A 23522-nucleotide genomic window follows, 5' to 3' on the forward strand; every position below is an offset into this window, starting at 1 on the left:
TGCCTCGATCCATTGAAATATATGTATTACAATTTAACAAGCGTCAGCATGAATGAAGACCTAGTACATCTCAAAGATAACTCGAGATGCTGACCGGCTCCGGCTTCCCGCTGCGACAGGTGATTATGGTCACGCTGGCAGCGCGGGGTGGCCAGCCGACTGCGTCCAGTTTGACGGACCAGGTTGGCCGTCCAGCTCTTTCGAATGAGCCTGGGCCGGGAAGCCATCACGCCGCCTTCTTCGTCTTCGCCGCAGCTTTCTTGACAATCCCGCTCAGCCCCTTGGTGAGCTGGAACAGGCCATTGAGGCGGCTCTGCGGATCGCTCCACGCGCGGTTGATCACCAGCTTCATGTCGGGGCGCAGTTTGGCGGTATCCTTGCCGCCGTCATTGAGCCGCTCGACATAGGCGATCAGGCCCACCGGATCGGGGAAATCGTCATTGTGGAAGGTGACGAGCGTCCCCCGCGCGCCAACATCGATCTTGGCGATGTTCGCGCCGATGGCCTGATGCTTGATCTCGATCAGGCGGATCAGGTTCTTGGTCGGCTGCGGCAGATCGCCGAAGCGGTCGATCATCTCGGCGGCCATGCTCTCGATATCGTTCTGCCCCTCGGCCTGGTTGAGGCGGCGGTAGAGCGCCATGCGAACCGCGAGATCGGGGACGTATTCTTCGGGGATCATGATCGGCGCATCGACGGTGATCTGGGGCGAAACCTTGTCGCGTGCCGGAGCAAGGCCCATCTCGCCCGCCTTGGCCGCAAGGATCGCCTCTTCCAGCATGGCCTGGTAAAGTTCGAAGCCGACCTCGCGGATATGGCCCGACTGTTCGTCGCCGAGCAGGTTCCCCGCACCGCGAATGTCGAGATCGTGGCTGGCGAGCTGGAAGCCGGCACCCAGCGTGTCGAGATCGCCGAGCACCTTGAGCCGCTTTTGCGCGATCTCCGAAAGTGCCACGCCCGTCTCGTGCGTCAGATAGGCATAGGCGCGCAGCTTGGCCCGTCCGACGCGGCCGCGCAGCTGGTAGAGCTGGGCAAGGCCGAACCGGTCGGCGCGGTGGATGATGATGGTGTTGGCGGACGGAATATCCAGCCCGCTTTCGACGATCGTGGTCGACAGCAGCACGTCGTATTTGCGGTCGTAGAAAGCGCCCATCCGCTCCTCGACCTCGCTCGGGCTCATCTGGCCGTGGGCGGAGACGGATTTGATCTCGGGCGCGTTCTCGCGGAGCCATTCCTCGACATCGGCCATGTCGGAAATGCGGGGCACGACGATGAAGCTTTGGCCGCCGCGATGATGTTCGCGCAGCAAGGCCTCGCGCATCACCATGTCGTCCCACTCCATCACATAGGTGCGCACAGCGAGGCGGTCGACCGGCGGGGTCTGGATGGTGGAGAGTTCGCGCAGGCCGCTCATCGCCATTTGCAGCGTACGCGGAATCGGTGTTGCGGTGAGGGTGAGGACGTGAACGTCGGCCCGCAGCTGCTTCAGCTTTTCCTTGTGGGTGACACCAAAGCGCTGCTCCTCGTCGACGATCACAAGGCCCAGGTTCTTGAACTTGGTCGACTTCGAGAGGATCGCGTGGGTGCCGACGACAAGGTCGACATGGCCGCTTTCCAGCCCCTCGCGCGTTTCGGCAGCCTCCTTCGAAGTGACGAGGCGCGAGAGCCGTCCCACCTTCAGCGGGAAACCCGCGAACCGCTCGGCAAAGTTCTGGTAATGCTGGCGGGCAAGGAGCGTGGTCGGCGCGACCACGGCGACCTGCTGGCCGTGCATTGCCGCCACGAAAGCTGCCCGCAGCGCGACCTCGGTCTTGCCGAAGCCGACATCGCCGCAGACGAGGCGGTCCATCGGGCGGCCGCTTTCCAGATCGCCAAGAACATCCGTAATCGCGCGTTCCTGATCCTCGGTTTCCGACCACGGGAAGCGGTCGGTGAACTGGCCGAGGGTCGCGGGATCGGCGGGCAGGGCAGGGGCCTGTCGCAAAGCACGCTCTGCGGCCACCTGCATCAGCTCACCGGCGATTGCGGTGATGCGCTCCTTGAGCCTGGCGCGGCGACGCTGCCATGCCTCGCCGCCAAGCTTGTCGAGCGCGACCGGCAACTCGGATGATCCGTAGCGGCTGAGGACATCGATGTTCTCGACCGGGATGAACAGCTTGTCCCCACCGGAGTATTCCAGCGCGACGCAATCGTGCTCGCTTTTGCCGACCGGGATCGGCTCCAGTCCGAGGTAACGCCCGATCCCATGTTCGACATGCACGACCAGATCGCCGCGTGCCAACGCCTGAATTTCAGCGAGGAAGGCGTCGGAATCCTTGCGCTTCTTCTTGCGCCGCACCAGCCGGTCGCCGAGCACGTCGGCTTCGGTGACAAGATCGAGCGTGTCGCTCGAAAACCCGCTCTCCAGCGGCAGGACGACCACTGCGGCCTTGCCCTTGGCCGCAAGGCCGAGCGCCTGTTGCCAGCTATCGGCCAGCGCGGTGGGCGCGCCGGCTTCCTCAAGGATTGCGGCAATCCGGCGGGCGCTGCCAGTGGAATAGGCGGCCACCAGCGGCTTGCGCTTGGACTTGGCAACAGCCTTCAGGTGTGCGGCGGCGGCCTCGTAGACATTCTCCCCGCGCCCGCGTTCCGGCGAAAAGTCGCGCGCCGAACGGAAGCCGAAATCGAGCACGTTTGCGCTGTCATCGGCCGCAAAGCCCGATGCGCGGTGAGCGGGCAAAGCGGCGAGGGCCGCATCGAATTCGGCGCGGGTGAGGTACAGCGCATCGGGCTTGAGCGGGCGGTAGCTGCCCCTCTTTTCGCCCGCGATCCGACCACGCTGGTCGTGATAATCGCTGATATCGGTCAACCGCTCCTCGGCCGCCCCCAAGGCGCCCTGATCGATGACGACGACATCATTGGTGCCTAGGTGATCGAACAGGCTCGCCAACCGGTCTTCGAACAGCGGCAGCCAATGTTCCATCCCAGCGAGCCTGCGGCCTTCGGACACGGCTTCATAGAGCGGGTCTTGCGTGGCGTTCGCCCCGAAGATCTCGCGGTACCGGCTGCGGAAGCGCTTGATGCTCTCCTCGTCGAGCAGCGCTTCGGAGGCGGGGAGAAGCAGGTGGCTGTCGATCCGCTCGACCGTGCGCTGGGTTGCGGGGTCGAAGAGACGCAGGCTCTCCAGCTCGTCACCGAAGAAATCGAGGCGCAGCCCGCTGTCCAGCGAGGACGGGAAGATGTCGACAATCGAGCCGCGCACCGCGAACTCGCCATGGTCGATCACTGTGTCTGTGCGGCTGTAGCCCTGGCGGGTGAGCAGGGCGGCAAGGCTCTCATGCCCGATCTGCACTCCGACCTTAAACTCCCGCACAGACTCGCGGACCCGGAACGGGGTGAGGACCCGCTGGAGCACGGCGTTGATCGTGGTCACCAGCAATTGCTGGGCGCTGCCGGGCTGCTGCAAGCGGTGGAGCGTGGCAAGCCGCTCCGCACTGATCGATAGCGCGGGGCTCGCGCGGTCATACGGCAGGCAGTCCCACGCGGGGAAGGTGATGACATCGAGTTCGGGCGCAAAGAAGCGCGCGGCATCGGCAGCGGCGCGCATTGCGGCGTCATCTGGCGCGATGAACACGGCCCGCCGCCCGCCCTTGTTCGCCTGTGCGGCGCGCGCGAGATCGGTCAGCACCAGCGGCAGGCTCCCGCGGGGGAGCGAAGCGAGGGTCAGGGCATCACGGGCCGCGAGGATGCGGTTAAGGTCAGGCATAGGTTTCCAGTCAAGCAGCGCGAGGCCAATGCGTTCCCGCGCGGCTCCTGTCAGCGCGGTATATCGACGTAATCGAGGCGTTGCATCGTCGTAAGCAGATCGCCGGCAAGATGTTCGGGCGGCATTTGCGATCCGAGCGCCCAGGCCATCACGTCGACATCATCCTCGTCGAGCAGCGCTTCGAACCACGCCAGCTCTGCCTCGCCCCATGATGCATGGTAGCGGTCATAATAGCCGCCCATCATGTAATCGGCCTCGCGCGTGCCGCGGTGCCATGCGCGGAACTTTGCCCGGGCGAGACGCTGTTCGAAGGAGGGGGTGTCGGTCATGCGCCTCACCTAGCCACAGCTGTGCGTGGCTTCAACTCGCAATGACGCGGCGAGAATGATAGCGACAACCCATGCGCCCAGAGGCCCTCAATCCGCTCTTTGCTGAAGTCGAGACGCTCGAAGGCGTCGGGCCGAAGGTGATGAAGCCACTGGAGAAGCTCGGCCTGACGCGAGTCAAGGACGTTGCCTACCACCTGCCCGAACGTTTCGTCAGCCGCAGCGCGGTAGCCGATCTCGATTCGGCGAGCGAGGGCGAGCAGGTGATTATCGCGCTGACCGCTATCGAACACCGCGCGCCGCGCGCCGGAAGCCGCGGGCCGTATCGCGTGCTGGCGCAAGATGCGGCCGGCAATATCTGCGCGCTGACATGGTTCGGCAAGGCCGCCTACAGCGCGAAGAAGCTGCTCCCGGTAGGCGAGAAGCGCTGGGTGGCAGGGCGGCTCGACCGTTATGGCGACATGCTCCAGATCGTCCATCCCGACCATATCGAGGCCGAAAGCGCGGCCCAAATGGGGCGGCTGAGCGAGCCGGTTTATCGGCTTTCCGAAGGGCTCACCCAGCCGCGGGTGGCGGGGCTTGTCGAACAGGCTCTCGCGCGGCTCCCGGCGCTGCCCGAGTGGATCGAGCCGGGCCAGTTCGAACGCGCAGGCTGGCCCGCATGGCGCGAGGCGCTGCGACTTGGCCACGAAAGCACCGATGAAAAGGCACGCGATCGGCTCGCCTATGACGAGTTGCTGGCGAACAGCCTCGCGCTGTTGCTGGTCAAGGCCGAGGGGCGGCGGCGCAAGGGGCAGGCGCTGGCGGGAGACGGCGCCTTGCGCGCCAAGCTGCAACTGCCCTTCGCCCTGACCGGCGCGCAGAGCCGCTCGATCGCCGAGATCGAGGGCGATATGGCGCAGGAAGCGCCGATGCTGCGGTTGCTGCAGGGCGATGTTGGCGCGGGCAAGACTGTGGTCGCGCTCGAAGCGATGCTGATCGCGGTAGAGGCCGGCAAGCAGGCTGCGCTGCTAGCGCCGACCGAAATTCTCGCGCGCCAGCATTTCGAGACGCTGCGCAAGATGCTCGCACCGACCGGCGTCAACATCGCGCTGCTGACCGGGCGGGCCAAGGGGCGCGAGCGCGAAGGGCTGCTGATGGGGCTGATGGACGGCTCGATCCAGGTGCTGGTCGGCACCCATGCGATTTTTCAGGACACGGTGAACTACCGCGATCTGGGGCTGGTGGTGATCGACGAGCAGCACCGCTTCGGAGTGGCGCAGCGGCTTGCGCTGGCCGCAAAGGGCCGCCGCGCGCCGCACACCCTTGCCATGACAGCAACCCCGATCCCGCGCTCGCTGACGTTGGCGCAATATGGCGAGATGGACGTGAGCCGCCTCGATGAACTGCCCCCGGGACGGCAGGCGATCGACACCCGCGTGGTGCCGATGGAGCGTATCGACGAGGTGGTCGCGGGCGTGGCACGCCACCTCGCCAGCGGGCAACAGGCCTATTGGGTGTGCCCGATGGTGCGCGAGATCGACGGCGCGCCCGACCTTGCCGATATCGCTGCGGCCGAAGCGCGCTACGCGGCGCTGACCGAGCGGTTTGGCGATGCCGTGGTACTGGTCCACGGTCAGCTTCGCCCCGAGATCAAGGATGCTGCGATGGAGCGTTTTGCCAGCGGGCAGGCGCGGCTGCTGGTGGCAACGACGGTGATCGAAGTGGGGGTCGATGTCCCCTCGGCTACCCTGATGGTGATCGAGCAAGCTGAGCGCTTCGGCCTGGCCCAGCTCCACCAGCTGCGCGGGCGGGTGGGGCGGGGCGCGGAGAAATCCACCTGCCTGCTACTGCGCAGCGGGGCTCTGTCCGAAACGGGGCGGGCGAGGCTCGCCCTGATGCGCGAGACGCAGGACGGGTTCCGGATCGCCGAGGAAGACCTTGCCCTGCGTGGCGGTGGGGAGCTGCTCGGCACCCGCCAATCGGGAGAGGCGGCTTTCCGGATCGCCAATCTCGAGCAGATGCAGCGCCTGCTGCCGATTGCGCACGGCGACGCCCGGCTTTTGATGGACCGCGATGGCGGGCTAATGTCGGAACGCGGTGAGGCAGCGCGGCTGCTGCTTTATCTGTTCGAACGCGATTGGGGCGTTCAGCTGCTGCGCGGCGGTTAGCTGCGCAGCGCCGCAGCTTCGCTCTTCAGCCGGTCAGCCCAGGCACATGCGCCGAGGTTGATCATGCTCCACGCCAGTTCGAACGCGGCGGTATCGCCATAATAGGGATCAGGCACCGGTTCGCCCCGGCGCCCGTCGACCGCGTCCATCAGCATTGCGAGCCGGGCCGTGCCGTCACGCGGGGCCTTGGCACGCAGGCTTTCCAGATTGGCGCGGTCCAATGCGATGATGTGGCTGAAGCGGTAGAAATCGTCGCGCTCGATCTGCCGTGCCGCTTGTTCGGCGATATCGATGCCCTTGGCGCTGGCAACGGCGATTGCGCGTTGATCGGGTTGGCTACCCAGATGATAGGACGCGGTTCCGGCAGAGTCGATCAGACACGCCAGACCGCGTTCCTCCGCTGCCGCGCGGAAAGCACCCTCAGCCATTGGTGACCGGCAGATATTGCCGAGACACACAAACAGCACACCAATTCTATGTTCAATGCCCCCATGCATGATGATGCACTATTACATTCATCAGGGGCTGTCCACCGGCTATCATGTTGGTTTCACGTGAAACATGCCGGTCCGGACAAGTATCCGGGGCGAGATGTGTCCAAAACCGGCCTAACGGGGGTCTAACCGGGGTCTAGAGGGGGTCTAGGTGCCGTCAGGCGGCGGCTGCCGGGAGTGGTGAGGTGCTAGCCAGCACATCTTCGGTGATGCGCCGGATGTTCACCTTGGCCTTCAAGCGTGCGCCCAGCAGCGCAGTGCCGGAAACCTTCCTTTGCACGAACAGCGTCTCGATCGGCGGGAAGGCCCAGGTGTCCTTGTCCTGCGCGATGGCAAAGCCTTCCTCGCGCAGCAGCGGGATGAACGCGCGGTCACCAAAATCGAAGGGCGCATCCTCGCGCATTTCGTTGATCACGATGTCGATCATCTTGTTCACCCGCTCGGGGTGCTTTTCGGCGACGATCGGCATCATGAAACCCGCTTCGATCGTGGCGGCGAGCACTTCTTCGGCATTGCCGCGCAGCCCCGCTTCGAGCATCTTGCGATAGCCGTTCGCCACTGCCGGATCGACCGGACGACACGCGCCGAAATCGAGCAGAATGATCTCGCCCGTTTCGCGCCGGTAGCGGAAATTGGCGAAGTTCGGATCGGTCTGCATCACGCCGAATTCGAACAATTCGCGCGCCACCAGCCGGATCAGCCGCGCATAGACCTCGTCGCGGCGCTCGGGCGTTTCCGATCCGATTTCCTCGATCGAGACGCCGTCTTCAAAACTCATCGCAAGGATCGAGCCGCGCGTCAGACCTTCGTGCAGCTTCGGCACGACGAAGCCGGGGGTGCCCGCCAGCTGCTCCCGGTACAACGCCATTTGCGCGCCTTCGCGCTCGTAATCCGCTTCTTCGTGGAGCTGCTGCTTGGCCGCGGCCATCAGCTTTTCCATTTCGAGTTCGGGCGGAGCGAAGCCTGCGACCTTCAGCAGCGTCATCACATTGTCGACGTCGCTGTCGATGCTTTTGGCGACGCCGGGGTATTGCACCTTGATCGCCAGCTCCTCGCCATCGCGGGTCAGCGCCTTGTGCACCTGCCCGATGGAGGCGGCGGCGATGGGGCGCGGGTTGAACCAGCGGAACTGCTTGCGCCAGTCCGGCCCCCATTCGCTCCTGAGCACCTGATCGAGCTGCTTGGTCGGCATGAAATTGGCTTGGTCGCGCAAGGTGGCGAGAATCTTGGAAAGCTCGTCAGGCAGAAAATCGCCCGCATCCAAGCTGATCATCTGCCCCATCTTCATCGCCGCGCCGCGCAGGTGCGAGAGGCGGTCGGTGAGGCGCTGGACGTTGCCGGGGGTAAGGATCAGATCGCGCGCGGTTATCCCTTCGCCGCTGGCGAGCCGACGCGCGCCTTCTGCCACCATGCCGCTCGCCACGCCGCCGACCAGCCGCCCGAATGTGCCGAACCGCGCAATCCGTCCCGCCGGCACAGCGCGCTGGCGGTTGCGGTCTTCGGGGAGTTTGTCGAAATCGGGAATCTGATTGTCGTCGGACACGGGCAGGGGGCTTCCGCTTGTGAAGGGTTTGTTCGCAAACGGCCGGAATTGCCGCCTGTTCCTTGCTCTAGATGGCGTGCCCTGCCTGATGCACAACTAGGAGATGCACAGTCCGCCATCGACCGGCAGGCATTGCCCCGTGATATAATCGGAGTGGGACGAGGCAAAGAACACCGCCAGCCCCTCCAGCCCTTCGTGATCGCCCGGGCGGCGCAGCGGGATGCGGCGGCTCATCCATTCGGCAAACTTGGGATCGGCCTTGGCGGTGATGTCAGTCTCGTAGAAACCGAAAAGCAGGGCGTTGGCGGTGATCTGGTGGCGTGCAAGTTCGAAGGCAGCGGCGCGGGTGAGGCCGTTGAGCGCAGCCTTGGACGCCGCATAATCGGATGAGCGGTTAACCCCCATGATCGACTGGCCCGAGGATGTTGCGATCAGCTTTCCGCCCGGATCGCCTTCCTTGGCGCGTGCGATCATGTGGCGGGTGACATGCTTGTAAACCAGCGCCGCGCCGCGGGTGTTGACGGCGAGTGTGTGGTCCCAGCCTTCTGCCGTGATATCCGGGATCGGCGTGCCTGCGCCTGAAATACCGGCATTGGCGAAGCATATGTCCGCGCGCCCGAAGGCGCCGAGGGTCTGGGCCATGGCAGCCTCTATGTGCGCTTCGTCGGCGATGTCGCAGGTCAGCGCCATGACATCGCCTGCGCCGAGGGTGCGCAGTTTCTCCACCGCGGATGCGTTCTTCTCAGCACTGCGTGCCCAGATCGCAACATTCGCGCCAGCCTTGGCAAGACCGCGTGCCATGGCGAGGCCGAGCCCGCCGTTGCCGCCGGTGATGATGGCCGTGCGGCCGGTGAGATCAAACAGGTTCATGCGCCCCGTCTGGTGCCGCAAACGTCCTGTCACTGCAAGCTTGCGGGAACCGTGCGATGGGCCCGGGACTTGTGCCGCCATGGACGGACAAGATTCAAACTCCCAAGCTTCGCTCACCCCCGCGGCCCGCGCGCTCGGCTACGCCGGCCTATTGCCGCAGGCGATCTGCATCGGGTTGATCCTGACAGGTCACGAATGGCGCTATTCGGCGCTCGCCGGAGGCTATGCCTATGCGGCAGCGATATTCAGCTTTCTGGGCGGCGTGTGGTGGGGGCAAGCGGTGCAAAGCCAGCGAGCGACGACCGGTGCCTATGTGCTGGCCGTGATGCCCAGCCTGATCGCCGTGGCGCTGTTCCTGCCATGGACCTTCGGTTGGGAATGGCCCGGCCCGGCGCTGCTCTATCTCGGAGCGCTGATCCTGGGTTCGCCGATGATCGACCGTGCGCTGGGTTTTGCGCAAGGCGATTTCCTCCAGTTGCGCTGGCACCTGTCGATCGGTCTCGGCGGGCTGACGATCGCGCTGGGCCTTCTGTCGGAACGGGTGATCTGAAGCCACCGCGCCAGCGCTGGCCGCGGCCAGTCGTTTGCGATGCATTAACCACTGTATCTTAGGGAGAAGCTTGAGTTTCTCTCTTGGAACAGCGCGCTCGATGATCGGATCGTTACAATCTCTGGCCGACAGGATCCGGCGCGCGTTTGAGGTGACCAGCGAGCAACCGGCTGTATCGAAAGAGGAAACGGGACGTAAGTCGGGTGCGGACTTGCTCCGTCGCAAGCGAATTCAGGTCGCCGTGTTCGCGATCCTGTTCGGGATCGTTTCCTCGCTGATCGAGTTGCCGCTCCCAGCCGAGGACATGTACCGCGCTGTCCGGGCAGAGTTGCGCATCAGGCCAGCTCCACGCGACATCGTGATGATCGCGATCGACGACAAGACGCTGAACGCTTTCGAGCGCAACCTCCCAACTCGTGTTGAAGATAGCGCAGTCATCGACCGTCTTTTCGCGTCAGGCGTCCGGAAAGTCGCCTTCGATCGGGCTCATGCCGATCTCGAAAGCCCGCGGGCAGATGAGATGTTTGCGCAGACTCTCGCCCGACACTCCGGCAAGGTTTGGCTCGGCATGGCTCCGAGTCACAACGTCGGTCTTCAGGAAGTCGGGGAAATCATCCCGCGCCCCGAATTCCGCCGACATGCCAACGCAGCCGCCATGAATGGAATAGGCTCTGTTTTCGGGCTGTCGGTGACGTTTCCGACGAGCGTCGCCTACGAGGGTCAGGCGATGCCGTCGCTGTCGGCGGTGTTAGCGGATTATAGTGGGCCCGCGCGGATGTACCGGCCGGACTATGCTTTCGATCCCCGGACGATCCCGACATATAGCTATGTCGATGTCTATCGTGGCCGCGTCCCGGCGTCCAAGTTTGCTGGCCTGAATGTGATCATCGGCAAGGCTTACTACGAATCCGCTGACTTCTACACGATGCCTCTGCGGGACGGAAAAATCCCGGGGGCCTATTTCCATATCATGGGCGCCCATTCGCTGAAGCGCGGTGTGCCGATGGATCTGATGTGGTTCCCGGCGCTGATCCTCGCGGCAGGCGCGATTCTGGTGCAGGCGCTGAGCCCGCGGCGCACATCCAAACCATTGTGGATGGTGGCCCTTGCGCTGCTTACGGTCACCTTCGTGCTCGACGAGCTTTCGATCAATATCGACATCATGTCCGCGTTGCTGGCGATGGGCGGGGCCGCGTTCTTCTTCCACCGCATCAACCGCAAATATTTCAGCAGCGATTTCGACGCGATGACCACGAGCGCGATCAGCTCGGACAAGCCGAGCGAGGAGCGCGACGTTTACGCGCTCAAGATCGCGAACCTGGCAGAAATGTCGGAAGAGTGGTCGGCGCGCGAGATCGGCGATTTCGTCAACACGCTGATCGCCTATGTGAAGGGGCCCGGCGAAGTCGGCGACGTTGCTTTTGAACGCGATCTGCTCGTCTGGCTGGCGCCCCGCATGGAAACGGTCGAGCTTGAGCGCCATGCTGATGGTCTTGCGCTGATGCTCAAGACCGCGATCAACCACGACTGGCAGTCGACCAACAGTTCCCCCGCGTTGGGGATCGACACGAACTATGATCTGCCGGTGGCACTGCGCATCAAGAAGGCAATGCAGGCAGCCGACGAGGCAGCGGCTCGCGGTGTGCGCTTCATCATCAACGACGCAGCACATCTCGAAGCACGCAATCACCGGCTTGAGCTGATCCGCGTCCTCGAGAAGGGCCTGAGAAATCGCAACATAGGCGTGGCCTATCAGCCCAAGATCGATCTTTCCTCGGGCCGGATCGTTGGCGCGGAGACTTTGATCCGCTGGCAGCCGGACGGGGGCGAGTTCATCAATCCGCAGGAGCTGGTGCTCGCCGCCGAGGCCGGGGACCGGATCAACGAACTTACCCTGGTGGTGATGGAGGCAGCGCTGCTTGATGGAAAGCAGGCGATCGCGCTCGACCCGCGCTTCAAACTGGCCGTCAATATGTCGGCCAAAAGCCTTTCCGACACGCACCTGCTGTTCGACATCATGACCCTGCTGGGCCGTTACGATTTTCCGCCCGAGAACCTGACGCTCGAACTGACCGAAACCGCCAAGCTGGAAGATCACCGGATCGCCCCGCAGATTGCCGCCTTGAAAGCAAGGGGTATCTGCCTGTCGATCGACGACTTCGGCACCGGCCAGTCGAACCTCGAATACATCGAAAAGCTGCCGAGTTCCGAGCTCAAGATCGACAAGCGTTTCGTCCAGCACATGGCGACGTCCGAAGAGAGCCGCGCCGTGGTGCGCGCTACGATCGAGATCGCCCATTCGCTGGGCAAGATCGTTGTGGCCGAAGGCGTCGAGGATCTTTCAGTGGCCGCAACGCTCAAGGCGATGGGCTGCGACCATGCCCAAGGTTACCTGTTCTCGCGCGCGATTGCGATGCCGGAACTGCTGGCGATGATGGGTGGAGGACGAGCGGCACTTAACGCTTGATTAAGGTTAATAACGTGTTAAACACATCCTACAGCTTTTGCCGCTGATAGGAGAAAAATCATGTGGGGCTACTTCTCGCACCTGTTCGGCAGCCGCTAATTCGGCGTCGCTCTTAAAAGATACAAAAAGCCTCGGGAAACCGGGGCTTTTTTTGTTTCAGGCTCCCGTTTTCTTGGTCTGGCGTGCCACGCAACTCCGGCGCCGGTCCGCGCGTGACCGGGTTGCGAATCGTGGTTAATCCGCAATGCGCCGGGCCGATGCGCGCAACGCTGTAGGACGAGATCGCAAGCCTTCAGACTAGAGGCTGCTTCGCCAGCAAAATGACTGGCCCATCGCGGCATCGGTCTGCGCCCGACCAGTCCATCGCCCCTATGCCCTGTTCGTCGATTAAGTCCTGCGCTTCGTCGGCTGCTTCGCCCAAAGCTTGAATGCCCGTTGCTACAGAACCGGTATCGGGGCGATGTCACATGTCGCAAGGGAACTGCCAGAGGGCGAGCCAAACGGTTTGACCATCTCGCGGGCTCTCGGCAGTTATGTCCCCCGCTGCAGAGCAATCGCCGGATTGGCTTCGGAAATTCCCGAAGACTGCCATCGGCCGGTTTGGGGAGGTTTCACGTGGACAGACGGGATTTTTTGGCGCTCAGCACCTTCTTTACAGGTGCCGCGCTGTCGCCCTCCATTTTCGGCAAGGCGATTGCGGCTAGCGAACTTCAGAACGGGATCGAACTCGCGGTCAAGAAGCGGCTGGCGGACGCCGCGCTCGCGGCGGCAACCGCGGCTGGCGCCAGCTATTGCGACGTTCGCGTCGGGCGCTACCTGCGCCAGTTCGTCATCACCCGCGAACGCAATGTCGAGAATATCGTCAACACCGAAAGCACTGGCACGGGCGTGCGCGTGATCGCTGACGGAGCCTGGGGCTTCGCCGCGACCAACGACATGACCGAGGATGCCGTCGCCGCCGCAGCGCGTCAGGCGACCGCGATTGCCAAGGCCAATGCCCGCATCCAGAACAGCGCCGTGCAGCTTGCGCCCACGCCGGGCGTCGGCGAAGTCAGCTGGCGCACCCCGATCAAGAAGAACGCGATGGACGTGCCGATCGCCGACAAGGTCGATCTGCTGATGTCGGTAAACGACGCCGCGCTCGGTGCCGGAGCCAGCTTCGTCAATTCGCTGCTGTTCCTCGTCAACGAGCAGAAGTATTTCGCCTCGACCGACGGGTCTTACATCGATCAGGACGTTCACCGCATCTGGGCGCCGATCACCGTCACCGCGGTCGACACGACGACCGGCAAGTTCCGTTCGCGCGAAGGGCTTTCGGCTCCGATGGGCCTCGGCTGGGAGTACATGGACGGCCGCGCCGAGGACAAGTTCGTGCTGCCCAACGGGCTCACCACCTACGGCAATTCCTACGACATGAAGGAAGATGCCATCGCCGCCGCCAATGATGCGCAGGCGAAGCTCAAGGCACCTTCGGTCAAGCCGGGCAAGTACGACCTGGTGCTCGATCCAAACCACCTCGGCCTGACGATCCACGAATCGGTCGGCCACCCGCTCGAGCTGGATCGCGTGCTCGGCTATGAAGCCAACTACGCCGGCACCAGCTTTGCGACCCTCGACAAGCGTGATGCTGCCTTCAAGTACGGCAGCGAGATCGTGAACCTGTTCGCCGACAAGACCCAGCCCGGATCGCTCGGCGCGGTCGGTTATGACGATGAAGGCGTGCAGACCAAGCGTTGGGATCTGGTCAAGGATGGAACGCTGGTCGATTACCAGACCATCCGCGATCAGGCGCACATCGTCGGCAAGGATGCATCGGACGGCTGTTGCTATGCCGACAGCTGGTCGAGCGTCCAGTTCCAGCGCATGGCCAACGTCAGCCTTGCGCCGGGCAAGACCAAGCTGTCCCCCACCGACATGATCGCAGGCATCGAAAACGGGATCTACATCTCGGGCCGCGGGTCATTCTCGATCGATCAGCAGCGCTACAATGCGCAGTTCGGCGGGACGGTGTTCTACGAGATCAAGAACGGCCAGCTCGGCCCGATGATCGAGGACGTCGCCTATCAGATGCGCACCCCCGAATTCTGGGGCGCGTGCTCGGCCATCTGCGACGAAAGCGATTATCGCCTGTTCGGTTCGTTCTTCGACGGGAAGGGGCAGCCGAGCCAGATCTCGGCGGTCAGCCATGGTTCGTCGACCACCCGTTTCGACGGGATCAACGTCATCAACACCGCCCGGTCGCTGGGTTGAGCCAAGCGCAGGAGAAGCAGACATGAGCATTCTTACAGAAGCGCAGGCAAAGGCCATCCTTGAAAAGGTCATCGCCTTTTCGACCGCGGACGAAGCCAGCGCGCAGCTGAGCGGCGGAACCCAGGGCAACGTCCGGTTCGCCCGCAATGATATCTCCACCTCGGGCATCGTCGAGAGCATCGATCTTGCCGTGCAGGTCGCTTTCGGCAAGCGGGTCGGGACGGCGACGATCAACCAGTTCGACGACGCCTCGCTGGAGCGGGTCGTGCGCCGGGCGGAGGATCTGGCCAAGCTCGCTCCGGAAAACCCCGAATTCATGCCCGCCGTCGGCCCGCAGACGTACCGCGCGACCGACATGTACGGCGCGGGCACTGCGGCGCTGACGGCAGAGGCCCGCGCCAAGATCGCGGAAGCCTCGATCATGCCATGCCGTGACAAGGGGCTGATTGCTGCCGGTTTCCTTGAAGACGGGTACACGTTCTTTGCCCACGCCAATTCCAATGGCAACTTCGGCTACCAGCAGGCCACAATCGCGGATTACACCTGCACCGTGCGCACCGAAGATGGCCGCGGGTCGGGCTGGGTTGCGAGCAATGTGAAGGATGTGGCGGATTTCGATCCCGCCAAGGATATCCAGATCGCGATGCGCAAGGCGGCGGCGTCAGCCGATGCTCAGGCGCTAGAGCCCGGCAAGTACACTGTCATCCTTGAGCCTGCGGCGGCTTCGGGCCTCATCAGCTTCATGATGAACTTCTTCGACGCACGTTCGGCCGATGAAGGGCGCAGCTTCCTCAGCAAGCAGGGCGGTGGCAATAAGATCGGCGAGCAGATCATGGATCCGCGCGTCAATATCTACACCGATCCGTGGAACCCGGTGGTGCCTGCCATGCCGTGGGACGGCGATGGCCTGCCGCGTGAACGCACCCAGATCATCGATGCCGGCAAGGTCGCGAACCTCCAGTACTCGCGCTACTGGGCGGGCAAGCAGGGCAAGCCCGAAACCGCAGGGTGGGGCAACACGATCATGGAAGGCGGCACCAAGTCGACCTCCGAACTGATCGCCAGCACCGAACGCGGCATTCTCGTCACACGCACCTGGTACATCCGCATGGTCGATCCGCAGACCGTGCTGCTGACCGGCCTGACGCGTGACGGCACCTTCTACATCGAGGACGGGCAGCTGAAGTACCCGATCAAGAACTTCCGCTTCAATGAAAGCCCGGTGATCATGCTCAACAACATCGAAGAACTGGGCCGTTCGGTCCGGGTCGAGGATGGCAGCATGATGGTCCCGCCGATGAAGGTCCGAGACTTCACCTTCACCTCGCTGTCCGACGCCGTCTGACAAGCGATAACCAAGGGCGCGGGTGACGTGAGCCATGAAGCCATCACCCGCGCACGTTTTCTGCGATTGGTCGCAGGCGGGCTGTTGAGCACGCTTCCGGGCGCGGCCTTGTCTGCTGCTCCAAGGCCCGGCGGGGCGGCGGCGGGCGGCTATGACTTCTGGTTCACCCGCCTCAAGTATAATTCCGGCGACTGGGACGTTGACCAGCGCATGCCGGCCAACCTCATCACCTCGCTCATCGACTACACCAGCCTGAGGGTCGACACGCAGGAACACGTCGTGGACCTCGGCGATCCGAAGATGCTGTCGGCACCGTTCTGCTATCTTGCCGGGCACAAGGCGGTCGAATTCTCCGACGCGGAGCGCCGCAATTTCGAACGCTATGTCAGGAATGGCGGCTTCGTGTTCGTCGATGATTGCAACCATGATATCGACGGCTTGTTCGCCAAGTCTTTCGAGGCGCAGATGGCCCGCATCTTCGGCGGCGAGGCGATGAAAAAGCTGCCCAATGACCACGCCCTCTATTCAAGCTTCTTCAAGTTCAACGGTCCGCCTGCAACATCCTTCGAGCTCAATGGCTGGGGCGATGATCTCATCCATGATTACCTGAAGGGCATCACCATCAACGACCGCCTTGGCGTGCTCTACAGCAACAAGGACTATGGTTGCGAGTGGGACTACGACTGGCGCAACAAGCGCTTCCTGGCCGAGGACAACACCCGCTTCGGGGTGAACATCATCATGTATGCGCTCAGCAATTGAAGGGTTTGAACAGGTGTCGGAACAGGCTGCGGTAAACGCCGCGCAGATCGAACAGCGGATCGGGAAGCTCGGCGAGCTGAAGAACGCTATCGCGACCGCCATCGTCGGCCAGAGCGATGTGGTCGAACAATTGCTGATCGGGTTGCTGGCGGGTGGGCATTGCCTGCTGGAAGGCGTGCCGGGGCTGGGCAAGACACTGCTGGTGCGCACGCTGGGCGAGGCGCTGGAGCTGGATTTCCGGCGCGTTCAGTTCACGCCCGATCTGATGCCGAGCGACATTCTCGGCACCGAATTGCTCGAAGAGGATCACGGCACCGGCCACCGCAGCTTCCGCTTCCAGCAAGGCCCGGTGTTCACCAACCTGCTACTGGCCGACGAACTCAACCGCACCCCGCCCAAGACGCAGGCGGCGCTGCTGGAGGCGATGCAGGAAAAGACCGTCAGCTACGGCGGGCAGACCTATCAGCTGCCCAAGCCGTTCTTCGTGCTGGCCACTCAAAACCCCTTGGAGCAGGCGGGCACCTATCCGCTGCCCGAAGCCCAGCTTGACCGCTTCCTGCTGCTGGTGCGGGTCGGCTATCCGACTGCGCAGGAGGAGCGTGACATCCTCGCCCTGACCACCGGCCGCGCTGGCGACCCTGTCCCTTGCGTGATGCACGCCGCCGATGTGCTGGCGCTGCAGGCGAATGTGCGCGACGTTTATCTGAGCGAGGACCTGCTCGGCTGGATCACCACGCTGGTGCGCGCGACGCGGCCCGGTGATCCGGCTGCGCCCGCCGATGTCGGCACCTATGTGCGCTGGGGCGCGGGGCCGCGTGCGGGGCAGGCGCTGGTGCTGTGCGCCAAGGCGCGTGCGCTCATCCACGGGCGGCTGGCCGCCACGCGCGAGGATATTGCCGCGCTGGCCGCGCCGGTGCTGCGCCACCGCCTGCTGCTGTCCTTCGCTGCCGAGGCGGAGGGCAAGAGCGCCGACGATGTGGTTGCCGCGCTGCTCGCGCACCTGCCACCGCCGACGGCCTGATCCATGGGGCGCACGCCGCTCACCATACCGCCCGAAATCCGCAGCCGTTTGAGGCGGCTGAGCCTGCGCACCCGGCGTGATTTGGGTGACCGGGGCTTTGGCATGCATCCCAGTCGCAACCGCGGCTCGGGCCTCGAATTCGCGCAATACCGCGCCTACGAACCGGGCGACGAGCCGCGCCGGATCGACTGGAAGCTGTTCGCCCGCTCCGACAAGTTCTTCGTGCGCGAGGCGGAGCAGGAAAGCCCCGTCTCGGTCTGGATCCTGCTCGATGCCAGCGCCTCGATGGGGCAGGCAGACCGCGCCCGTCCCGATTGGTCGCGGCTCGATGCGGCCAAGCTGCTGGCTTTATGCATCGCCGAACTCGCCTTGATGCAAGGCGACCGTTTCGGGTGGATGGCCTTGCAGGACAGCGGGCTTGGCGTGGCAGAACCGGGCGGCGGGCGGGCACAGATCGACCGATTGCAGATCGACTTCGCGCGGCTTCAGGCGGCGGGCACTTTCCCCGATGCGATCACCATCGCCCCGCTATGGGAGCGGGTCGGCGCGCGTGACCTTGTGATCTTCCTCAGCGACTGCTTCGACGAGGGCGGCATCGCCCTGATCGAGCGCCTTGCCAAGGCGGGACGCGAGGTGCTGGCGGTGCAGATGCTGACCGTGGAGGAGCGCGATTTTCCGTTCGATGGGGGCTACCGCTTTCTCGATCAGGAAAGCGGCGAGGCTTTGATCGGGGACGGCAAGAGCCTGCGCGAGACATTCCTCAGCCGCTTCGCCGCAGCGCGGGCGGCGCTTGAAGATCGGCTCGATGCAGCGGGCATCCGCCATACCGCCTATGTGCTGGACGAGGCGATAGACCAGCCCTTGCAGGCCTTCTTCGGTCGCGGGGCAGGGCTGACGTGACACCGCTGCTGCTGCTCCCGCTTGGTCTGGCTGCGCTTGCCGCAGTGATCGTGCCGCTGCTGATCCACCTGCGCCGCCGTACCGAGGAAATGCCGGTCGATTTCGCCGCTTTGCGCTGGCTCGATCCGTTGCCCCGACCCCGCAGCAAGCTGCGCTTTGACGAGCTGCTGCTGCTGGCGCTGCGGCTTCTGCTGGTCGCGCTGCTGGCGCTGCTGCTGGCGCGTCCGGCGGTGCTGGGCTGGGAGGACAAGGCCCCGCGCTTCATCGCCGTCCCCGGGATTGATCCTGCCGCGGCGCGCAAACTCGCCGGGCCGGATGCGGAGATCCGCTGGATCGCGCCGGGCTTTCCGGAGGTGGGGGAAAGCAAGCCAGCACCGCCTGCGCAGATCTCCAGCCTGATCCGCCAGTTCGATGCTGAACTGCCGCCGGATGCCGCGCTGACGATCCTCGTGCCGCCCGTGCTCAGCGGCGTCGATGCCGAGCCGCTGCGCCTCACCCGCAAGGTCGACTGGCGCGTCGTGGAGGGCACCGCCGGGGCGGAGGACGCTGACCCCGTGCCAAGTCCGATTCTCGCAGTCCGTTATGCCGAGGGGCAGGGCGCTCCGGTGCGATACCTGCGCGCGGCAGCCGAGGCGTGGAGCGACACACCTCGCTTTGAAGCGACCACTGGCAGCGATGTACCGCCGCGTGATCATGTGCTGGTCTGGCTCGTTCCCGGCCCCGTGCCGCAGTCGGTCACCGATTGGGTGAACGCGGGAGGCACCGCCTTGCTCGCCGACAAGGCCGAGGTTGCAATGCCCGCCGCCAGCCAGGCGCTATGGCGCGACACGATGGGCCGCACGCTGGTTGAGGGTGGGCCGCTCGGGTCCGGGCGATTGCTGCGCTTCATGCAGCCGCTTGTTCCATCGGCGATGCCCGATCTGCTCGCGCCTGACTTCGCCGCCCGTTTGCGTGATCTCGTCATCGCCCCCGCGCCGCCGCCCGCGCGCGTGAACGCCGCTGCCTTTAAGCCCACCACGGGCGCCGCGCCCTATGCCTTGCCGCCGCGCGAGCTTTCGGCGTGGCTGGTGGTGCTGATCGCGCTGGTCTTCCTGGCCGAGCGTCTGCTCGCGACCCGGCGGCGGAGGTTTTCCGCGTGAGCAGCGAGCTTCCCTTCCACGACTGGCTTCGGCCTGCTCGCCAGCGCGCGATGGCGGATGTGGTGCTGGTGTGGAGCCCGCTTGTGCTGGTGCTTGCCGCACTGGGCTGGGCATGGGGCGGCGTAGCGCTGGCGCTTGGTGTGGTGGTGGCAGGAAGCGTCGCGCTAGCTTGGGCGGCCAGACAGTTTGCGCATCGCTTCGACCGCGACTGGCTGGTGCGGCGGCTCAATGCCCGCGAGGCGCGGCTTGAGGACAGTGCCGGTTTGCTGTTCGCCAACACCGGCCTTGCCCCGCTCGAGCGTTTGCAGGCCGACCGGATCGCCACACGCATCGCGGCGATTGACCCCGCCAGCCTCGCCGATGGCTGGTCGCGCAGACGCATCGCCGCCGCGTGGGCGCTGGGAGCGATGGCTCTGGCGGCAATCCTCTACTGGCAGGCGCAGGCCGCCGCTCCGCCGCCGCTCGCCCCGGTTTCGGGCAATGCCAGCGCCGCACCGGGTGAGCCGCGCCTCACCGGCCAGCGCGTGCGGATCGTGCCGCCCGCCTATACCGGGCTTGCCCCCCGCTATGCCGACAGTCTCGATATCCGCGCGCCGATGGGATCGCGGATCGAATGGATGCTGGCATTCGAACCACAGCCTGCCTCTGCCGCATTGCAGCTGGTGGGCGGGCAGAGCCTGCTACTGAAACGCAGTGCGGAAGGCTGGGCGGGGGCGCTGCGACTCGATGTGCCGTCGCTCTACCGTGTCACAGCAGCAGGGACGCGCGGCGCGCAGCCTTCGCACCGGCTTGAACCGATTGCTGACGAACCGCCGCAGGTGCGGGTGGTCGAGCCCGCCTCCGGTCTCGTCACCATGCGCCCCGGACAGCGCAGCTGGCGCGTGGTGTTCGAAGCGAGCGACGATTACGCGGTCGACCAGCTCGCCCGCCTGACAATCACCACCGCGATCGGCGAGGGCGAGAATGTCAGCTTCAGCGAGCGTAGCCAGACCGTCACCGGCACCGGCGATCCCCGGCGCAGACGCTTTGTCATCGATCTGCCCTTGGCGTCTTATGGCCTGAGCCCCGGTAGCGACCTTGTGGCGCAGATTACCGTAGCCGACACTCGCATGCCGGGTCCGCAGATGGTGCGCGGCCCGGGGGTGATCCTGCGCTTTCCCGCGCCCCAGCCACCGCAGGCCGAGGGGCTCGACCTGATGGCCAAGCAGCAGATGCCCGCCTATTTCCGCAGTCAGCGGCAGGTCATCATCGATACCGAGGCGCTGATCAAGCAGCGCCGCAACCTCAGCGCCGACGAGTTCATGTTGCGCTCCGACACGATCGGGGTTGATCAGCGCCTGCTGCGTCTGAGGTATGGGCAGTTCGTTGGGATGGAGGCCGAGGAAACACCCCGGCCGCCAATGCCCACGTCCGACAAGGATTCGCCCGGTGAGGAGGAAGAGCCCGAGCATTACGACGGTGACGGGCACGATCACGGAAGCGCGCCCGAAAGCCCGGTGTTCGGCGATCTCGGCAACATCACCGCCGAATATGGCCATGTCCACGACGAGAGCGAGGCGGCGACCTTGCTCGATCCGGACACGCGCGCGCTGCTGAAAGCCGCGCTCGATGCGATGTGGGAGGCAGAGGTCAATCTGCGGACGGGCAAACCGGAAGCGGCGCTGCCGTTCGAGAGCAAGGCGCTCGATTACATCAAGAAAATCCAGCAGGCGACCCGCATCTACCTGCCGCGTATCGGCTCTACCCAGCCACCGATCGACATGGCGCGGCGCCTGACCGGCAAGCGCGAGGGGATCGTGGGTGGCGGCGCGCAGCTTGCGCCCTTTGCCATCGAGGATGCGGTTCCGGCGACAGCATGGCGGGCGCTGGCGGCCCCCGGTGCGATCGATCTGGCGGGTCTGGACCAATGGGTCCGCGCCAACAGCGCCCGCATCCGCGATCCGCTGGCTGTGCTGGCGGCCATTGATGGCTTGCGCAATGCGCCGGGATCGCGGGCCAGGCGCGAGGCCTTGCGCGGCCAGTTGTGGACAGTGCTGGCCCGTCCGCCCGCACAGGTTCGCCGCCGCGATGATGGCGGCACGCTGGGCCGCCGCTACATTCAGGGGCTGCGCTGATGATCGCGCCTGAAACCATCGCTGCGGTGCTGATCGCAGCGGGCGCGCTGGTGGCGGCGGTCCTGCTGCTGATACGGCGGCAAGGCTGGCAGGCGTGGCTGCTGGCAGCGCTCTCGCTCGCGAGCGGGCTGCTGCTCTATCTGACCCTCTTTCCGCCGCGCCTGCCGATTGGCGGGGAGACGCTGCTGGTGGCGACCGCCGAGACTCCGGCAGGGGTCCGCGCAGAGCCCGGTGAGCGATTGGTCGCCCTTCCAGAAGCGCCCACCATCGCCGGGGCCGAGCGCGTGCCCGATCTTGCCACTGCGCTGCGCCGTCACGGGCAGATTCAGCGTATCCGCATCCTCGGACGCGGCCTCCCCCCGCGCGACCGTGACGCAGATGCAGGTCTTCCGGTTGAATTCGCGCCCATGCCGGTGCCGCGTGGTCTTGTCCGGCTTGAACCGCCTGCCGATACGCCCGCTGGCGCCGTCTTCGCGCTGGCGGGCCAAGCTTCGGGTCTGGAGGGCGGGGCGGCCGAGTTACTCGATCCTGCCGGGCGCCGGGTGGACGGCCGGACCATCGGCGCGGACGGCAGTTTCACCTTGGGCGGTACTGCACGCGCTGCGGGTCTTGCCCGGTTTACCTTGCGCCTGCGCGGGCGTGACAGGGCAATCGTCTCGGACACCCCGGTCCCGCTGCGCACGCTGGCCGAACAGCCTTTCCGAGTGCTGTTGATCGGCGCGCCGTCTCCGGAGGCAAAGTATTTGCGCCGTTGGGCCGAGGATTCGGGGATTGATCTGCAAAGCCGCTTGGATGCGGGTGGCGGAGTCGATCTGGCGGGTGATCGCGCCAGGCTGAACGCGGCAAATTTGCGGGACGTCGATGCGGTGATCATCGACGATCAGGCGCTGTTGGCGATGGGGAGTGGCGGGCGCTCCACACTGGCGCAGGCCGTGGCAGGCGGGCTGGGCGTGGTGGTGCGGATGACAGGCCCGGCCACTGCCGCCACCCGCGAAAGCTGGCGCGCGCTCGGCCTTTCGGTCGAGGCCGGCAGCGACATCGCGCCGGTGGTGCTCCCCCCGCTCGCCCCCGATGCCGAGGCGCTCGCCTTTCAGCGCGGTCCGGGCTCCGATGATGTTCCGGAGGGCGTCAACGCCTTTGACGATCCTGCCCCCGATCTGGGGCATTGGATGGTGCGAACGGGTGCGGATTTCGTGACTGCCGTCACCGACGCCGATGGCGCGGTGCTCGCAGGCTGGCAGCAGCGCGGCCAAGGGCGCACCGCCCTTTGGACCGTCGCCAACAGCTTCGCACTGATCCTCAACGGGCAGGATGATCGCTACCAGCAATGGTGGAGCGAAGCGATCAGCGCCGTGGCGCGGCCCGGCGGACTGTTCCGCCCCGAGGTGCCGCCGCTGCCTCTCGCTGGCGAGCGCATGGCGATCTGCGGGCTGACAGGAGCGGCGCAGGTGTTGGGTGCTGATGGGACGGCGAACACCTTGGTGATCGATCCTGCGGCAGGGGCGAAGGGTTGCGCGGCATATTGGCCGTCGGCCGAGGGCTCTCACACGATCGAGCAGTCCGGGCGCGGCGGCAAGCAGACCTATGATTTCCTCGTCCTGCCGCGTGGTGCGCTGAAGGCGATCACGGCAAGGGAGACCGGCGAGGCGACGGCTCGCTGGGCGGCAGAACAGAATGCGCCCAACATGCGCGGCGTGCCCGAACGGCGCGGCCCGGCATGGCCCTATTTCCTTGCGTGGCTATTGCTGAGCGGCGCGCTGTGGTTTGCGGAACGGCGCTGGCGCACAGTCTCCGATCAGCCGGGATGATTGGACGCGATAACATCGCGAATTCAATGAAACGCTTG

Annotated in this window: 16 protein-coding genes; 11 read left to right on the top strand and 5 right to left on the bottom strand. The window is 65.0% G+C overall.

Going from position 1 to position 23522, the window contains the following annotated elements; translation table 11 throughout:
- Positions 1-226: 226 nt before the first annotated feature.
- Positions 227-3745: a transcription-repair coupling factor gene (gene mfd, locus KVF90_RS10760; RefSeq protein ID WP_264391578.1), complete on the bottom strand. Its 3519-nt coding sequence runs from the start codon at positions 3743-3745 to the stop codon at positions 227-229.
- Positions 3746-3795: 50 nt separating this feature from the next.
- A complete protein-coding gene (locus KVF90_RS10765; protein WP_264391579.1) occupies positions 3796-4074 on the bottom strand; it encodes a succinate dehydrogenase assembly factor 2 in 279 nt (92 codons plus the stop codon).
- Positions 4075-4145: 71 nt separating this feature from the next.
- Here KVF90_RS10765 and recG point away from each other — a divergent pair, with 71 nt between their 5' ends.
- Positions 4146-6221 carry an ATP-dependent DNA helicase RecG gene (gene recG / locus KVF90_RS10770; RefSeq protein WP_264391580.1) on the top strand — a complete coding sequence of 692 codons (2076 nt, stop codon included), beginning with the start codon at positions 4146-4148 and terminating at the stop codon, positions 6219-6221.
- Here the strand turns inward: recG and KVF90_RS10775 are convergent.
- From KVF90_RS10775 to KVF90_RS10785, 3 genes are all read right to left on the bottom strand, one after another.
- Positions 6218-6718, bottom strand: a complete 501-nt coding sequence (locus tag KVF90_RS10775) for a low molecular weight protein-tyrosine-phosphatase (protein ID WP_264391581.1) — start codon at positions 6716-6718, stop codon at positions 6218-6220. The genes recG and KVF90_RS10775 overlap by 4 nt on opposite strands.
- 154 nt (positions 6719-6872) lie before the next feature.
- A complete protein-coding gene (locus KVF90_RS10780; RefSeq protein WP_264391582.1) occupies positions 6873-8258 on the bottom strand; it encodes an ABC1 kinase family protein in 1386 nt (461 codons plus the stop codon).
- A gap of 96 nt (positions 8259-8354) precedes the next feature.
- Complete coding sequence (locus KVF90_RS10785) at positions 8355-9128, bottom strand: SDR family NAD(P)-dependent oxidoreductase (protein ID WP_264391583.1); 774 nt, start codon at positions 9126-9128, stop codon at positions 8355-8357.
- A gap of 79 nt (positions 9129-9207) precedes the next feature.
- Between KVF90_RS10785 and KVF90_RS10790 the strand changes: the two genes are divergently transcribed.
- From KVF90_RS10790 to KVF90_RS10835, 10 genes are all read left to right on the top strand, one after another.
- Entirely contained in the window at positions 9208-9678 is a 471-nt protein-coding gene (locus KVF90_RS10790) for a DUF3429 domain-containing protein (protein ID WP_264391584.1), read from the top strand.
- A gap of 211 nt (positions 9679-9889) precedes the next feature.
- Complete coding sequence (locus KVF90_RS10795; protein ID WP_264391585.1) at positions 9890-12145, top strand: EAL domain-containing protein; 2256 nt, start codon at positions 9890-9892, stop codon at positions 12143-12145.
- A gap of 615 nt (positions 12146-12760) precedes the next feature.
- Positions 12761-14395: a TldD/PmbA family protein gene (locus KVF90_RS10800; protein WP_264391586.1), complete on the top strand. Its 1635-nt coding sequence runs from the start codon at positions 12761-12763 to the stop codon at positions 14393-14395.
- A gap of 22 nt (positions 14396-14417) precedes the next feature.
- Positions 14418-15740 (top strand): TldD/PmbA family protein, encoded by a 1323-nt coding sequence (locus tag KVF90_RS10805; protein WP_264391587.1) that lies wholly within the window; start codon positions 14418-14420, stop codon positions 15738-15740.
- A 27-nt stretch (positions 15741-15767) separates the two neighbouring features.
- Entirely contained in the window at positions 15768-16502 is a 735-nt protein-coding gene (locus tag KVF90_RS10810; protein ID WP_264391588.1) for a DUF4159 domain-containing protein, read from the top strand.
- On the top strand, positions 16486-17523 hold the full coding sequence (locus tag KVF90_RS10815; protein WP_413676984.1) for an AAA family ATPase: 1038 nt from the start codon (positions 16486-16488) through the stop codon (positions 17521-17523). The genes KVF90_RS10810 and KVF90_RS10815 overlap by 17 nt, the downstream gene beginning before the upstream one ends.
- Before the next feature lie 102 nt (positions 17524-17625).
- The gene (locus KVF90_RS10820; protein WP_264391590.1) at positions 17626-18423 is read left to right on the top strand and encodes a DUF58 domain-containing protein; all 798 of its coding nucleotides are present in this window, start codon (positions 17626-17628) and stop codon (positions 18421-18423) included.
- Positions 18420-19562, top strand: a complete 1143-nt coding sequence (locus KVF90_RS10825) for a BatA domain-containing protein (RefSeq protein ID WP_264391591.1) — start codon at positions 18420-18422, stop codon at positions 19560-19562. The genes KVF90_RS10820 and KVF90_RS10825 overlap by 4 nt, the downstream gene beginning before the upstream one ends.
- Positions 19559-21676 carry a DUF4175 domain-containing protein gene (locus KVF90_RS10830; RefSeq protein ID WP_264391592.1) on the top strand — a complete coding sequence of 706 codons (2118 nt, stop codon included), beginning with the start codon at positions 19559-19561 and terminating at the stop codon, positions 21674-21676. Before KVF90_RS10825 ends, KVF90_RS10830 begins: the two co-directional genes overlap by 4 nt.
- Complete coding sequence (locus tag KVF90_RS10835; protein ID WP_264391593.1) at positions 21676-23484, top strand: carboxypeptidase regulatory-like domain-containing protein; 1809 nt, start codon at positions 21676-21678, stop codon at positions 23482-23484. The genes KVF90_RS10830 and KVF90_RS10835 overlap by 1 nt, the downstream gene beginning before the upstream one ends.
- Positions 23485-23522 lie beyond the last annotated feature (38 nt).

Origin of the sequence: Porphyrobacter sp. ULC335 (genome assembly GCF_025917005.1) — a bacterium.
GTDB lineage: Bacteria > Pseudomonadota > Alphaproteobacteria > Sphingomonadales > Sphingomonadaceae > Erythrobacter.

Excerpts from the sequence above, each read along its gene's own strand:
- KVF90_RS10765 (WP_264391579.1), bottom strand. The coding sequence starts at position 4,074 with ATGACCGACACCCCCTCCTTCGAACAGCGTCTCGCCCGGGCAAAGTTC.
- KVF90_RS10805 (WP_264391587.1), top strand. The coding sequence starts at position 14,418 with ATGAGCATTCTTACAGAAGCGCAGGCAAAGGCCATCCTTGAAAAGGTC.
- KVF90_RS10785 (WP_264391583.1), bottom strand. The coding sequence starts at position 9,128 with ATGAACCTGTTTGATCTCACCGGCCGCACGGCCATCATCACCGGCGGC.
- KVF90_RS10835 (WP_264391593.1), top strand. The coding sequence starts at position 21,676 with ATGATCGCGCCTGAAACCATCGCTGCGGTGCTGATCGCAGCGGGCGCG.
- KVF90_RS10790 (WP_264391584.1), top strand. The coding sequence starts at position 9,208 with ATGGACGGACAAGATTCAAACTCCCAAGCTTCGCTCACCCCCGCGGCC.
- KVF90_RS10820 (WP_264391590.1), top strand. The coding sequence starts at position 17,626 with ATGCATCCCAGTCGCAACCGCGGCTCGGGCCTCGAATTCGCGCAATAC.
- recG (WP_264391580.1), top strand. The coding sequence starts at position 4,146 with ATGCGCCCAGAGGCCCTCAATCCGCTCTTTGCTGAAGTCGAGACGCTC.
- KVF90_RS10815 (WP_413676984.1), top strand. The coding sequence starts at position 16,486 with ATGCGCTCAGCAATTGAAGGGTTTGAACAGGTGTCGGAACAGGCTGCG.
- KVF90_RS10775 (WP_264391581.1), bottom strand. The coding sequence starts at position 6,718 with ATGCATGGGGGCATTGAACATAGAATTGGTGTGCTGTTTGTGTGTCTC.
- mfd (WP_264391578.1), bottom strand. The coding sequence starts at position 3,745 with ATGCCTGACCTTAACCGCATCCTCGCGGCCCGTGATGCCCTGACCCTC.